General features: G+C 71.6%; 12 protein-coding genes and 4 tRNA genes. 9 read left to right on the forward strand and 7 right to left on the reverse strand.

The features are described from left to right. Window positions 1–131: 131 nt before the first annotated feature. A tRNA-Val gene (locus tag Cch01nite_RS05830) sits at window positions 132–204 on the reverse strand. 257 nt (window positions 205–461) lie between these two features. Here Cch01nite_RS05830 and Cch01nite_RS05835 point away from each other — a divergent pair. Next, the gene (locus tag Cch01nite_RS05835; protein WP_203749786.1) at window positions 462–890 is read left to right on the forward strand and encodes an SsgA family sporulation/cell division regulator; all 429 of its coding nucleotides are present in this window, start codon (window positions 462–464) and stop codon (window positions 888–890) included. A gap of 63 nt (window positions 891–953) precedes the next feature. Here Cch01nite_RS05835 and Cch01nite_RS05840 read toward each other — a convergent pair whose 3' ends face one another. Further along, window positions 954–1,817: an aminotransferase class IV gene (locus tag Cch01nite_RS05840; protein WP_203749789.1), complete on the reverse strand. Its 864-nt coding sequence runs from the start codon at window positions 1,815–1,817 to the stop codon at window positions 954–956. 185 nt (window positions 1,818–2,002) lie between these two features. On the opposite strand from Cch01nite_RS05840, the gene Cch01nite_RS05845 reads away from it, so the two are divergent. The 7 genes from Cch01nite_RS05845 (at window position 2,003) to Cch01nite_RS05875 (ending at window position 6,381) form a co-directional block, all read left to right on the forward strand. Then, a tRNA-Gly gene (locus Cch01nite_RS05845) sits at window positions 2,003–2,074 on the forward strand. A 52-nt stretch (window positions 2,075–2,126) separates the two neighbouring features. Beyond that, window positions 2,127–2,197, forward strand: a tRNA-Cys gene (locus Cch01nite_RS05850). Between the two features lie 28 nt (window positions 2,198–2,225). Continuing rightward, a tRNA-Val gene (locus Cch01nite_RS05855) sits at window positions 2,226–2,300 on the forward strand. Between the two features lie 558 nt (window positions 2,301–2,858). Further along, window positions 2,859–3,419: a GrpB family protein gene (locus Cch01nite_RS05860; protein ID WP_203749792.1), complete on the forward strand. Its 561-nt coding sequence runs from the start codon at window positions 2,859–2,861 to the stop codon at window positions 3,417–3,419. Between the two features lie 519 nt (window positions 3,420–3,938). Then, window positions 3,939–4,643, forward strand: coding sequence for a nicotinamide riboside transporter PnuC (gene pnuC / locus Cch01nite_RS05865; RefSeq protein WP_203749795.1), 705 nt, complete (start codon window positions 3,939–3,941; stop codon window positions 4,641–4,643). Beyond that, window positions 4,640–5,719, forward strand: a complete 1,080-nt coding sequence (locus Cch01nite_RS05870) for an AAA family ATPase (RefSeq protein WP_203749798.1) — start codon at window positions 4,640–4,642, stop codon at window positions 5,717–5,719. The genes pnuC and Cch01nite_RS05870 overlap by 4 nt, the downstream gene beginning before the upstream one ends. Next, entirely contained in the window at window positions 5,716–6,381 is a 666-nt protein-coding gene (locus Cch01nite_RS05875) for an NUDIX hydrolase (RefSeq protein WP_203749802.1), read from the forward strand. The genes Cch01nite_RS05870 and Cch01nite_RS05875 overlap by 4 nt, the downstream gene beginning before the upstream one ends. A gap of 103 nt (window positions 6,382–6,484) precedes the next feature. Here Cch01nite_RS05875 and Cch01nite_RS05880 read toward each other — a convergent pair whose 3' ends face one another. The 5 genes from Cch01nite_RS05880 to Cch01nite_RS05900 form a co-directional block, all read right to left on the reverse strand. Beyond that, on the reverse strand, window positions 6,485–6,640 hold the full coding sequence (locus tag Cch01nite_RS05880) for a hypothetical protein (RefSeq protein ID WP_203749805.1): 156 nt from the start codon (window positions 6,638–6,640) through the stop codon (window positions 6,485–6,487). A 161-nt stretch (window positions 6,641–6,801) separates the two neighbouring features. Then, window positions 6,802–7,302, reverse strand: coding sequence for a gluconokinase (locus tag Cch01nite_RS05885; RefSeq protein WP_239069933.1), 501 nt, complete (start codon window positions 7,300–7,302; stop codon window positions 6,802–6,804). Then, window positions 7,299–8,525, reverse strand: coding sequence for a D-mannonate dehydratase ManD (manD, locus tag Cch01nite_RS05890; RefSeq protein ID WP_203749808.1), 1,227 nt, complete (start codon window positions 8,523–8,525; stop codon window positions 7,299–7,301). The genes Cch01nite_RS05885 and manD overlap by 4 nt, the downstream gene beginning before the upstream one ends. Beyond that, window positions 8,522–9,907: a mannitol dehydrogenase family protein gene (locus Cch01nite_RS05895; protein ID WP_239069941.1), complete on the reverse strand. Its 1,386-nt coding sequence runs from the start codon at window positions 9,905–9,907 to the stop codon at window positions 8,522–8,524. The genes manD and Cch01nite_RS05895 overlap by 4 nt, the downstream gene beginning before the upstream one ends. 97 nt (window positions 9,908–10,004) lie before the next feature. Next, a complete protein-coding gene (locus Cch01nite_RS05900) occupies window positions 10,005–11,018 on the reverse strand; it encodes a LacI family DNA-binding transcriptional regulator (protein ID WP_203749812.1) in 1,014 nt (337 codons plus the stop codon). A 121-nt stretch (window positions 11,019–11,139) separates the two neighbouring features. On the opposite strand from Cch01nite_RS05900, the gene uidA reads away from it, so the two are divergent. Then, window positions 11,140–12,924, forward strand: a complete 1,785-nt coding sequence (uidA, locus tag Cch01nite_RS05905; RefSeq protein WP_203749814.1) for a beta-glucuronidase — start codon at window positions 11,140–11,142, stop codon at window positions 12,922–12,924. Window positions 12,925–12,938: the final 14 nt, after the last annotated feature.

The following is a 12,938-nucleotide window of genomic DNA, read 5'->3' on the forward strand; positions in this document are numbered from 1 at the left end:
CTACCGGCGTGACGGCGGCCGCCCGAGCAGCAGGACGCGACCACCACGACGCCGGTCCGACGCGCCGACGCAAGGGGTGAAACAACGACAGCGAGGGCCGCCCGTCACGGGCGACCCTCGCTGTCCTCTTGTGGGCGATACCGGACTCGAACCGATGACCTCCTCGGTGTGAACGAGGCGCTCTACCAACTGAGCCAATCGCCCGTACCGCGTGCGGAGCACGAGGTCGGAGTGCCACCCGGGGGCGGCGTCGAGGAGGATGCTACCCAACCCGAGCGCATATTCCGAACCGCCGTCCCGGCGGGCGGCGCGCTCGTGGCCGCCGGACCGAACGGGTGGTGACACCCACCGTCGTCACCCGTCACCGCGTCCCTCCGGGTGAACTCGGTGCAAGGACCGGTCCAATCCGGCACCTGGCCTGCCATGATGAGACCTCCAGCCCTTGTGAACAGGAGGACCCGATGACGCAGCCGTCGTACGACGTCGTCGAGGTCGTCGCCATGCAGCTCATCGGGTCCGACGCCAGTGTCATCCCGGTCAGCTCCGAGTTCTCCTTCCGGACAACCGATCCGTACACGGTGCGCGCAGTCTTCACGGGCCCGCACACCATGTCGACGTGGCTCCTCGGCCGCGAGCTCCTCTCTCTGGGGATGCACGCGGGATCCGAGGCGCCCGCCGGGACGGGTGACGTGCAGGTGTGGCGCGACGAAGACCCCGATTACACCCTCATCTCGCTCAGCGGCGTCGAAGGCAGCGCGCTGCTCGCGGCACCGACCGAGCCCATCGCCCGCTTCCTCGCCGCCACCGAGGCACTCGTGCCGCTCGGCACGGAGAGCGCCCGCATGGAGACGGAGATCACCGCCCTGATCGCCGCCCTCCTCACGGCCTGACACCGACCTCGACGACCGGTCCTGCCCCACGGCAGGGCCGGTCGCCGCACGTCCGGGCCGGCTCTACGGGTCGACGTCCTCGGCGACCTTCGCCTGGAACAGCCGCTGCGCCTCCACGGAGACCGGCCCGAGCGAGATGTCGACCTCGTCGAGCGACGCCACCGGCGACACGTTGCGGATCGACCCGCTGAGGGTCAGGAACGACTCCCCCGCGACCACCTCGTCGAGCACCTCGTACGGGAGCTCGCCCGGCCGTGCCTCCCGGACAGGCAGCCCGGCGTCCGCCGACCACTCGAGCAGCAGCTCCCGGGTGATGCCCGCGAGGCACCCGCTGCTGAGCCGGGGCGTGACGAGCTCGCCCCCGCGCTCGACGAGCACGTTCGACCCGGTCCCCTCGCACAGCTCACCGACGGTGTTGGCGAGCACCGCCTCGTCGGCACCGCGCCGGTACGCCTCGGCCAGCGCGACCACGTTCTCGGCGTAGGACGTCGTCTTGAGCCCCGCCACCGCCGACCGCTCGTTGCGGACCCACGGCACCCGGACCGCCCGCGACGTCTCCGCACGGACCGCCGGTCCGGCGAGCACGACGACCGTCTGACGCTGCTCCCGCGGCGCGAACCGGTGCGACCCGAGCGGACCAGGACCACCCGTGAGGGTGATCCGCAGGCGCCCGGTGTCCGGGCCGGACGCAGCCAGCACCGCCTTCACGCCGTCGCGTACCGCGTCCTCGTCCGGCTCCGTGAGCCCGAGGCCCAGCGCGGACCGGCGCAGCCGGCGCAGGTGCCGGCTCAGCGCGAACGCCTCCCCGCCGTACACGGCGCACGTCTCGAACACGCCGTCGCCCACGGTCAACCCGTGGTCGACACCTGTGACGAGCGCCTCATCGGGGCTGTGCAGGACTCCGTCGGACCAGATCACGACACTCATGGGACCAGTCTGACACCCGTTATGACCTGGTCCGGGAGGGTCCGGAGACGGCCGAACGGGGGTTTTCGGAGGCCGGATCCGCAGGATCACGCGGACGGCGGGAGCCAGTTGGACTCTCGCCGAGAAACTCGGTTAGAGTCTGGGACGCACACGGAACGCCGGTGAGAACCGGCAGGACGTGCAGCGCGGACGTGGCTCAGTGGTAGAGCATCACCTTGCCAAGGTGAGGGTCGCGGGTTCGAATCCCGTCGTCCGCTCGGAGGCAGACACTCCTGATCGGCTTTCAGCCGCTTTGGACTGCGGTCTCAGGGTGGAGTGGCCGAGAGGCGAGGCAGCGGCCTGCAAAGCCGTATACGTGGGTTCGAATCCCATCTCCACCTCGGTAGCACTCCCCCAGCAACACCCTTTGGGCGATTGGCGCAGCGGTAGCGCGCTTCCCTGACACGGAAGAGGTCACTGGTTCGATCCCAGTATCGCCCACCAGGATTTATGCAGGTCAGCCCCGGTAACCACCGGGGCTTTCTTGTTTGCCGTGCCAGATGCGTGCCAGCTCGGAACATCACCAGGTTCCACCATGTGGTCCTGGCGAGGGTCAGACAGGGCCGAGCAACGGCCCTGATCGGTCGTAGAACGCGGACCCGTGCGGTCGGTGTTCCTGCCAACCTGCCGGCCTCAGAGGTCCAGCGGTCGGTAGCGCGCTTGGCGCGTGTCGCGCGACCGTCCGGTACGTCCGCGTCCATGGTCGGAACAAGCCATCAGGCCATCGCGGGGGGACAGTATGAGGTTCTCGGCGGCCCGCGGACCATTGAAGAGGTCCACGGACGGCGTGCCACCTGGGTCCACGCCGTTGGCCCAGATCCACCGCCGCCCGACGACGTCGACCACCTGGTAGCTGATGTGGGCGCCAGGGAAGATATCCCGCAGACCGTCGAACGTGGACCTAGGGAGTGAGAGCCCGGGATCGTCCTCGCGCGCGAACCTGCGACCTCTGGTTCTGAGTCGAGAGCTCAGCAACCGAGTGGCCAGCCGGATACTGGATGTGTGAACGATCCACCGAGTCCTGAGTACGTGATCGCGCCGGTGCCGATAGACGGGCCGATAGCACTCGCCGAGTCGGACCCCGCGTGGGCCGACTGGTATGCCGATGCGGAGGATCGGATCCGAGGCGCGCTGGGTACCCGGGCCCTCCAGGTCGCGCACGTGGGGTCGACATCGGTGCCTGGTCTCGCGGCCAAGCCGGTGATCGACGTCATCCTGGTGGTCGCCGACTCCGCAGACGAGGCCGGGTACGTCCCGGCCCTGGAGGCCGCCGGCTACCGACTGCACTTCCGCGAGCCAGCGTGGCACGAGCACCGATTCCTCGTCGGGCATCAACCGCGGGCGATCCAGATACATGTCTTCACCGTCGGGTCGACCGAGGTGCAGCGGATGGTCCTTTTCCGAGACCGGCTGCGCGCCTGCCCGAGCGATCGCGATCTGTACGAGCGCACCAAGCGTTCGCTCGCAGCTCACCAATGGAGCTACGCCCAGGACTACGCCGATGCCAAGGCATCCGTGGTCGAGCAGATCATGTCCCGAGCCCGCGCCGATGAGCCATGCTGAGGCCGCAGCGTCGCCCGCGTCCGCGAGGGCCACGCGCCACGCGTTGAAGCACTTCGGTTCGGGTTCAGTGCAGTTGAACTACGCCCGGCATGCTCGAGCCTCGCGAGGAAGGCATGCTCGACACGCTCGTCGAGCTACTGAAGGGCGCCGCGGACGACACGGCCGGTGCGACCTTGTGAGCGACCTCCAGGTCGCATGTTGCAGGCCACCTCCGCGATCCGCGGCATCGCCATCCTCCGGGTTCGCGGGACGTGCCAGCCGGCGCCGCGTCCGCCGACTGTGAGGCCATCGAGCCTGTCGCCCGCACGCATTCGCTCGACGGACGCCCGGCCTCGGTGCGGCCACGGGTCGACCGTGTGCGTCATCGGCTGGCTGCGCGACGGCGCATGGGTCGAGAAGGTGCCTTCGATGACGCACCAATCGCACTCGACGACCGTCAAGCTTTAGCGCAGTTCTGCGTTAATGCGCTACGGTGGCGGCACCGCACCACGCGATCGACCACGTGAGAGGCCCTCCGCCATGCTCCTCGATGTCGGGACACCCACGACGACGGCCGACCGTGCCGTCGCCACCACCACCGCTCGCCGCCGCGACCTCGTCGTCGCCGTCGTGGCCGCAGCCTTGCTGACCGCCGCGAGCTACGGCCTCGGCCTCGCTGCGGGGTGGGTCACCCGGGTCGAGTGGCTGGAGGCGCTGGCCGTGGCCACGTCGTACGCGAGCACAGCGCTGTGCATCTTCCAGCGCCGGTTCAACTACGTGTTCGGTGCGGTGAGCACCGCGCTCTACGCCGTGCTCTTCTTCCGGCACGGGCTGGTCGCGTCGGCGTTCCTGAACGTCTACCTGACGCCGCAGCTCGCCTACGGGTGGGTGCGCTGGCGTCGGGACGACCGGACGCGACCGGTGACCTGGCTCTCGGCCGACCGGAAGTGGGTACCCGCCTACGTGGGGGTCACCGTCGTGGCGTACCTCGTCGCCGCCTGGCTGGTCGGGGTGCTCGACGGGCAGCTGGCCTGGGCAGACTCGGCGATCCTCGCGGGCTCGATCCTCGCTCAGCTCCTGCTCGACAACAAGCGGATCGAGACGTGGTTCGTCTGGATCGCCGTGAACGTCATCGCGATCTGGACGTACTTCACGGCCGGCCTCGTCGTGGCCGGCGTGCAGTACGTCATCTTCATCGGCACGGCCGTGCTCGGGTTCGCCGCGTGGCTCCGGAGCACGCGATGAGCGAGCGCGCCTGGGTGCTCATGACCGCGCTGCCGCCGACCACCGGGCACGAGGACCTCATCCGGTTCGCGACCCGGTGCGCCCGGACGGTGCAGCTCGTGCTGTGCACCCAGCCGAGCGAGCCGCTCGCGCACGAGCGTGATGCAGCGCTGCGCGCGTTCGCCGCACGGGCGGAGTTCGGCGGAGCGATCCGCGTGCACCGCGTCCACCAGGAGCTGCCGCAGGAGCCCGCCGACGCACCCGACTTCTGGGACCTGTGGAGCGGGATGCTGCGCGACCTGGGCGCCCGGCCGGGAGACCTGGTCGTCGCCTCGGAGCCCTACGGAGCGGAGCTGGCGTCGGCGATCGACGGCAGGTTCCTCCCGTACGACCCGGACCGGACGATCAACCCCGTGAAGGCCACTCGTGTCCGGGAGAAGCCGATCGAGTCGTTCGCGCACCTGCTCGCGGAGTTCCAGCCGTTCCTGCGCAAGCGGGTGACCCTGTTCGGAGCGGAGTCGGTCGGCAAGACGACCATGACGAACCGGCTGGACGAGCTCGGCCTGGCCGCCGGGTTCCCCGAGTGGGCACGCCCCTACCTCGAGCTCGACGTGGTGGGTCACGAGGTCACCGCCGAGAAGATGCGGGCGATCTGGCAGGGACAGCTGGCCCAGCAGCTCGCCGCCGAGGCGATCGCGACCCGGCGAGGCAGGGCCTTCGTCGCCCAGGACACCGATCTCTTCTCGACCGTCGGGTACTGGCTGCTCAAGGGTGCTGAGTTCGGAGAGCCCGACGTCCCACCGGCACTGTGGGCCGACGCCGCCAGGAACGCCAGCGACCTGTACATCGTCCTCGGGCAGGATGCCGTGCCCTTCGCAGCCGATCCACTCCGGTACGGCGGTGACCGCCGCGAGTCCGATGACGCGTTCTGGACCGACCTGTGCGAGAGCGCGGGTCTGCACTGGGTCCTGGTCGACGAGGCCGATCCGGCGTCGCGTGAGGAGCGGGTGGTCGCTGAGCTGCGGGGGCTGTTCGGCGACCCGCTCGCCTACCAGCGCCGGGGTGCCGAGTACCGGACCGCAGGACGTGACCGATGACGTCGCCGCTCGACGCCGCCGGCAGGTCGCTCGAGGACTACCCACGACCGTCCGTCGCCGTCGACACCGCGGTGCTGACCGTCGAGGACGGTCAGCTGTGCGTCCTGCTCGTCCGGGCGGCGGACGCCGACGACGCGACGGCCTGGCGCCTGCCGGGCACGTTCCTGCATCCCGGCGAGATGCTGTCCGACGCCGTCGCACGCTCTCTGCGGGACAAGGCCGGCGTCACCGGCCTCCGCCCCCAGCAGCTCCGCGTGTTCGACGACCCGCAGCGAGACGACCGCGGATGGGTCCTGTCGGTCGCGCACCTGGACGTCGTCCGTGCTGATCGCATCCCCACCACCGCCCGGATCCGGCTCGCGCCGGCTGCCGACGTCCCCGAGCTCCCGTTCGACCATCGAGACATCATCGACGTCGCGGTCGAGGCGCTGCAGAAGCGCTACGAAGCCTCGCCCGACCCGTTCGAGCTCATGGAACCGGCAGAGCCGGACGGGTCGTTCACGCTGCGTGAGCTGCGGCTGACGCACGAGAGCGTCGCCGGGCGCAGGCTGCCGCCCGACACGTTCCGCCGCTCGATGCGGGCCGAGCTCGTGGAGACCGGCCGCCTGAGCCACGGGCGACGCGGCAAGCCGGCCGAGCTGTACCGCCGACGGACGGACTGATCGGAGACCCGGAGCCGTGACGAGCGACCCGCCCGAGCTTCGGCACCGAGCCCGACGGCTCGTCCAGCTCGAACGAGGTTCCGGCGCCTGAGCCCCCACGCCGCTACGCGCGGGCCCGGCCGCGGCCGACGATCCAGCCGATCAGGCTGATGACGAGCAGGGCGATGCCGATCCACAGCAGCACCTTCGCGGCGGTGACGGCGACGCCGAGGACGATCATGACGACGCCGACGATGATCAGGATGAGCCACAGAGCCATGGTGGGCTCCTCACGGTCCGCGACGGGGGGTGACCCGTCGCCAGGGGGCGGCCGTTCCTCGACCGGATCCTCGCATCGTCGCGCTGCACCGTCGGAGCCGCACGTCGGGCGTGCCCCGGCGACGTCGGGCGTGCCGGGTTCCGGGGAGCGTCGGCGGGCCGTCACGCCCCGGTCGTGGACCGGACGGTACGCACCGCGTGGGCCGCGAGGCCGGCCGGGTCGCGCGCGCAGTCCAGCTCGACGCCGTGCTCGTCGGCGCCGAGAGGCTCGAGCGTCGCGAGCTGGGTGTCGAGCAGGGAGACCGGCATGAAGTGGCGCTCGCGCGCTCGCATGCGGGCGGCGAGCTGCTCGCGGGTGCCGACGAGGTGGACGAGCCGCAGGTCGGGGACGGACGCGCGCAGCAGGTCCCGGTAGGAGCGGCGCAGGGCCGAGCACGCCACGACGGCGCCGGCCGGCCGGGACGCCATCGCGTCGCCGACGAGACGCAGCCACGGCCACCGGTCCTCGTCGGTCAGCGGGACGCCGGCGGCCATCCGCGCGACGTTGGCGGGCGGGTGGAGGCTGTCGGCGTCGAGGAACGGCACGCCCAGCCGGTCCGCGAGGAGCGACCCGACGGTCGACTTCCCGCAGCCGGAGACGCCCATGACGACGACGTGGGTCACCAGTCGTGCACCGTGCCGTCGGCCAGCCGGTTGTACGGCAGGTACGCGACCTCGTACGGGTACTTCCCGGCCTCGTCGACGTCCAGCTCGACACCCAGCCCCGGCTGGTCGCCGGGGTGCAGGTAGCCGTCGGTGAACGTGAACGACTGGCGGAACACGGAGTTCGTCTTCGCCCCGTGCTGCATGTACTCCTGGATGCCGAAGTTGTGGATGGCGAGGCCGACGTGCATCTGCGCGGCGAGGCCGACCGGGGAGATGTCCGTGGGGCCGTGGAACCCCGACTTCACCTGGTACTGCGCGGCGTAGTCCATGACCTTGCGCAGCGGGCTGATGCCGCCGAAGTGGGTGGACGCCGCCCGGACGTAGTCGATGAGCTGCTCCTTGATGAGCGCCTGGAAGTCCCAGACGGTGTTGAAGATCTCGCCGATCGCCAGCGGGGTCGTCGTGTGCTGACGGACGAGCCGCAGCGCCTCCTGGTTCTCCGCCGGCGTGCAGTCCTCGAGCCAGAACAGGTCGTACGGCTCCAGCGACTTGCCGAGCTTCGCCGCCTGGATCGGGGTCATGCGGTGGTGCCCGTCGTGCAGCAGCGGCAGGTCCGGGCCGAACTCGTTGCGGACCGCCTCGAACACGGTCGGCACGTGGCGCAGGTACGCCCGGGTGTCCCAGTCCTCCTCGGCGGGGTACGCGCCGCGCTGGGCGGGCTCGTGGTCGTACCGCTCCCCCGTCGTCGACTGCGCGGCGATGCCGTAGATCGCCTTGAGGCCGGGCACGCCGGTCTGCACACGGATCGAGCGGTAGCCCTGCTCCTGGTGCGCGCGGATCGAGTCGAAGAGCTCGGGCAGCGTCGTGCCGGACGCGTGGCCGTACGCCATCAGCCCGTCACGGCTCGCGCCGCCGAGCAGCTGGTAGACGGGCATGCCGGCGGCCTTGCCCTTGAGGTCCCACAGCGCCATGTCGACCGCGCCGATCGCGGCCATGGTCACCGGTCCCCGGCGCCAGTACCCGCTGCGGTACAGGAACTGCCAGGTGTCCTCGATGCGGGCGGCGTCCCGGCCGATCAGCAGCGGCGCGACGTGGTCGCGCAGGTAGCTGACGACGGCGAGCTCGCGGCCGTTGAGGGTCGCGTCACCGAGGCCGGTGAGGCCCTCGTCGGTGGTGATCTTCAGGGTGACGAAGTTGCGGTTCGGGCTGGTGACGACGACGTCGGCGGCGATGATCTTCATGGTCGTGCTCCTGTGAGGGTGGGCTGACGGACGGCGAGCGACTCCGCGACGTGCCGCGCGAACACGTCCGAGCGGGCGAGGCGGGGGGCGAGCAGGTCGAGGGCGAGGCGGGCACGGGCGGCGCTCCCCCGGCCGGGCAGGCGCTCCGCGAGGGCGGTGGCGCCCGGGTCGGAGGCCGACACGTCGGTGGCCTCCAGGTGCTGGATCCACGCGGCGACGACGGCGGCGCCCGCGCGCCCGACGGGCAGGCCGGCGGCCGACCGTGCCTGCGCCACGGCGAGGACGCGGACCGGGAGCTTCTGCGAGCCGTCGCGGGCGATCTGGTCCAGCCGGTGCTCGATGCGCGCGTTCGCGAACCGGGTGCGCAGGTCGGCGACCGGGCCGTCGACGGGCACCGGCAGCACCTCGGCGGCCTCCGACCACAGCCGTTCGAGGTCGGCCCGGCACACCGGGTCGGCGAACGCCTCCGCGACCGTGGACCGGCCGCGGGCGAGACCTTCGTACGCGAGCAGCGAGTGGCCGGCGTTGAGCAGCCACAGCTTGCGGTGCACTTCGGGCGCGAGGTCGTCGACGAACCGCGCGCCGGCGAGCTCCCACGCGGGCCGCCCGGCAGGGAAGCCGCCCTGCAGCACCCAGTCGCTGAACGGCTCGGTCACGACGGGCGAGCGGTCGTCCCGGCCGGTGAGGGTCCGGACGGCGGCGCGGTCGGCGTCGGTCGTCGCGGGCGTGATGCGGTCGACCATGGTCGAGACGAACGAGACGTTCTCCTCGATCCACCGGGCGAGGCCCGCGTCGACCTGACGGGCGAGCTCGAGCGTCACGCGGCGGGTCGCGTCGCCGTTGTCGGGCAGGTTGTCGCAGCTCACGACGGCGATCGGCCCGGCTCCCGCGGCGCGGCGGGCCCGGAGCCCGTCGACGAGCCGCCCGGGGGCGGTCTCGGCGTCCCGCGCGTGGCGTGCGATGTCGCGGGCGACTCCCGGATGGTCGCGGTCGAGCCCGCCCGACGGGAGACGCCGGTAGCCGGCCTCGGTCACGGTGAGCGTCACGACGCCGACCTCGGCCCGGCTCAGATGCCCGCGCCACGCGGTCCCGTCGGTGCCGTCGTGCACCGAGACGAGGGAGTCCACCACCGTGGGCGTGTCCCCGTCCGCCGAGCGCACGAGCACCGTGTACCGGCCGTCCTGCGTCGCGAGGGCCTGGGCGGCGACCGGCGAGCGGCCCGTGAACGCGGCGACGCCCCAGCGGTCCGCGGGGTCGACCCGCTCGTTGGCCTGGTGGGTGTACCAGAGCTGGTGGGCGCGGGCGAACGCGCCGAGCCCCAGATGGACGACCCGTACGGGGGCCGGCGGCTCGCTGCGCACCCAGCCCGTCTCGTCGTGCACGGCACCACCTCCACGTCGTGTGCCCGGTGTCGGGCATACGACGATTCAGCGCCCCCCGGACACCGGATGGCAATCGGTTGCCATGACTTGCCGTGCGTCAGGCGCCGCGCCGCCTCGAGGACCGCCGGGCCGTCGACTCCCGGACGACGAGCTGCGCGGGCAGCAGGGCGGCCCGGGCGTCGGGCGGTGTGCGCGAGCGCATGCCGGACAGCAGGGTCTGGACGGCGAACCGGCCCAGCGACTGCAGCGGCGCGGCGACCGTGGTGAGCGCCGGCGAACACAGCTCGGCGCCGAAGATGTCGTCGAACCCGACGACGCTCACGTCCCGCGGGACCCGCACCCCCGCGGCCGCGAGCCCGCGCATCAGCCCGATCGCGACGAGGTCGTTGTACGCCACGACCGCCGTCGCGGGCGAGCCGGCGACCGCGAGCGCCGCCTCCGTCCCGCCGGTGAGCGTGGGTGCGTACGGGCCGACGCGGTGGACGCGGAGGGAGAGCTCCTCGGCGGTCTCGCGCATCGCGCGCCAGCGCATCCCGTCCGCCCAGGAGGCCTCGGGTCCGGCGACGTAGGCGAGTGAGCGGTGGCCGAGCTCGGCGAGGTGCTCCACGGCGCGGCGGGTGCCGCGGGCGTTGTCGGTGATGACGCTGGGGATCCCGGTGAGGACGCGGTTGAGGACGACGGTGGGGCGCTGCTTGGCCATGACCCGGATGGTCGAGTCGGACATGCGTGAGGTACCGAGGACGACGCCCTCGACGAGCGGCAGGGCGCGTTCGAGGGCGGTGCGCTCGGCGGTCGCGGACTCGTGGACGTCGGCGACGAGGAGGGTGTAGTCGGCCTCGGTGGCGGCGAGCTCGGCGCCGCGGATGATCTCGAAGTAGAACGGGTTGGTGACGTCGGAGACGACGAGGGCGAGCAGCGACGTCTTCCCGGTGGGCAGGGCTCGTGCCAGGGGGTTGGCGCGGTAGCCCATCTCCTCGGCGACGCGTCGGATCCGGGCGGCGGTGTCGGCATTGACGCGTCCCGGCCGTGAGAAGGCCCGCGACACGGTCGAGGGGGCGACCCCGCAGGCCTCCGCGACGTCGTAGATCGTCGGCACCCGACGTTCGTCCACGCGCCGAACGTAGGCACGGCGGCAAGTGATGGCAACCGCTTGTCGCCCGGTGACGGCGGGCGGTCAATGGGTGCACCGGCTGCTGCGCAGATGCGCCGCCGGCGATGAGAGGAGAGCACCGATGCTTCGTCCCCAGGACACCGTGAGCCGCGAGCGCAAGTCGCTGAACGGCGTGTGGGACTTCCGGCTCGATCCGGAGGGTGCGGGTCGCCGTGAGGGGTGGCAGGACGGCCCGCTGGCGGGTGCGCAGGCGATGCCCGTGCCTGCGAGCTACAACGACGTGCTGGTGGGGACCGTGGGTCGTGACCACGTCGGGGACGCCTGGTACCAGACGACGGTGCGGGTGCCGCGGGGGTGGGCCGGTCAGCGGGTGGCGCTGCGGTTCGACTCGGCGACGCACGCGGCGGTCGTGTGGGTCGACGGCACGGAGGTGGCGCGGCACGAGGGCGGGTACACGCCGTTCGAGGCGGACGTGACCGCGCTGGTGACGCCGGGCGAGGAGGTCCGGGTGACGGCCGTCGTGAACAACGAGCTGTCGTTCCAGACGATCCCGCCGGGTGTCGTCGAGCAGACCCCGCAGGGTCGCCGGCAGCGGTACTTCCACGACTTCTTCAACTTCGCGGGTCTGCACCGGTCGGTGTGGCTGCACGCGACGCCGACGACGTACGTGGACGACGTCGTCGTGGTGACGGACCTGCAGGGCACGACGGGTGTCGTCGCGTACGACGTCACGGTCGCCGGGGGCGCGGAGCACTCGGTGCGGGTGACGCTGCGGGACGCCGGCGGCCTGGTCGTCGCGACCGCGCACGGTGCGAGCGGCGAGCTCACGGTTCCCGACGTGCACCGCTGGCAGCCCGGTGCCGGGTACCTGTACGACGCGGAGGTCGAGCTGCTGGACGCCGCGGGCGCGCCGTTCGACAGCTACCACCAGAGCGTCGGCGTGCGCACGGTCGAGGTGCGGGGCACGCAGTTCCTGATCAACGGCGAGCCGTTCTACTTCCAGGGGTTCGGCAAGCACGAGGACACCGCGGTGCGCGGGAAGGGGCACGACGACGCGTACCTGGTGCACGACTTCGAGCTGCTCGACTGGATCGGGGCGAACTCGTTCCGCACGTCGCACTACCCGTACGCCGAGGAGGTGTACGAGTACGCGGACCGCAAGGGGATCGTGGTCATCGACGAGGTGGCCGCGGTCGGGCAGAACATGGGCCTGGCGGGTGGGATCTTCGGCGGGCAGAGCTACGTGACGTTCTCCCCGTCGACGATCAACGAGGCCAGCCGGAGGAACCACGAGCAGGCCATCCGCGAGCTCGTCCGGCGGGACAAGAACCACCCGTCCGTCGTGCTGTGGTCGATCGCGAACGAGCCGGAGTCCGACACGGACGCGGCCCGCGCCTACTTCGAGCCGCTGTTCGCCCTGACCCGGTCGCTGGACCCGACGCGGCCCGTCGGCTTCGTCAACGTGATGCTCGCGCCGCACGGGAGGTGCCAGGTCTCCGAGCTGGGCGACGTGCTCATGCTCAACCGCTACTACGGCTGGTACGTGAACACCGGCGACCTGGTCGCCGCGGAGGCGGCGTGGCTCGCCGAGCTGCAGGCGTGGGCGACCGACGGCAAGCCGATCATCATCACCGAGTACGGCGCGGACACCGTCGCCGGTGTGCACTCCCTGACCCCGCAGCCGTGGTCCGAGGAGTACCAGGTCGAGTACCTGGAGATGAACCACCGCGTGTTCGACGCGGTCGACGCGGTGGTCGGTGAGCAGGTGTGGAACTTCGCCGACTTCGCCACCGCCGCGAACAGCGTGTTCCGGGTGGACGGCAACAAGAAGGGCGTCTTCACCCGGGACCGCCGCCCCAAGGCCGCCGCGCACGTGCTGCGCCGCCGTTGGACCACCAAGCCGTGACCGTCGCCCGAGGT

The sequence above is a fragment of the Cellulomonas chitinilytica genome (assembly GCF_016862675.1).
Lineage (GTDB): Bacteria > Actinomycetota > Actinomycetes > Actinomycetales > Cellulomonadaceae > Cellulomonas > Cellulomonas chitinilytica.

Coding starts and splice junctions, on each gene's coding strand:
- Cch01nite_RS05875 (WP_203749802.1), top strand. CDS start 5,716: ATGACGTCGCCGCTCGACGCCGCCGGCAGGTCGCTCGAGGACTACCCA.
- uidA (WP_203749814.1), top strand. CDS start 11,140: ATGCTTCGTCCCCAGGACACCGTGAGCCGCGAGCGCAAGTCGCTGAAC.
- Cch01nite_RS05880 (WP_203749805.1), bottom strand. CDS start 6,640: ATGGCTCTGTGGCTCATCCTGATCATCGTCGGCGTCGTCATGATCGTC.
- Cch01nite_RS05870 (WP_203749798.1), top strand. CDS start 4,640: ATGAGCGAGCGCGCCTGGGTGCTCATGACCGCGCTGCCGCCGACCACC.
- pnuC (WP_203749795.1), top strand. CDS start 3,939: ATGCTCCTCGATGTCGGGACACCCACGACGACGGCCGACCGTGCCGTC.
- manD (WP_203749808.1), bottom strand. CDS start 8,525: ATGAAGATCATCGCCGCCGACGTCGTCGTCACCAGCCCGAACCGCAAC.
- Cch01nite_RS05835 (WP_203749786.1), top strand. CDS start 462: ATGACGCAGCCGTCGTACGACGTCGTCGAGGTCGTCGCCATGCAGCTC.
- Cch01nite_RS05840 (WP_203749789.1), bottom strand. CDS start 1,817: ATGAGTGTCGTGATCTGGTCCGACGGAGTCCTGCACAGCCCCGATGAG.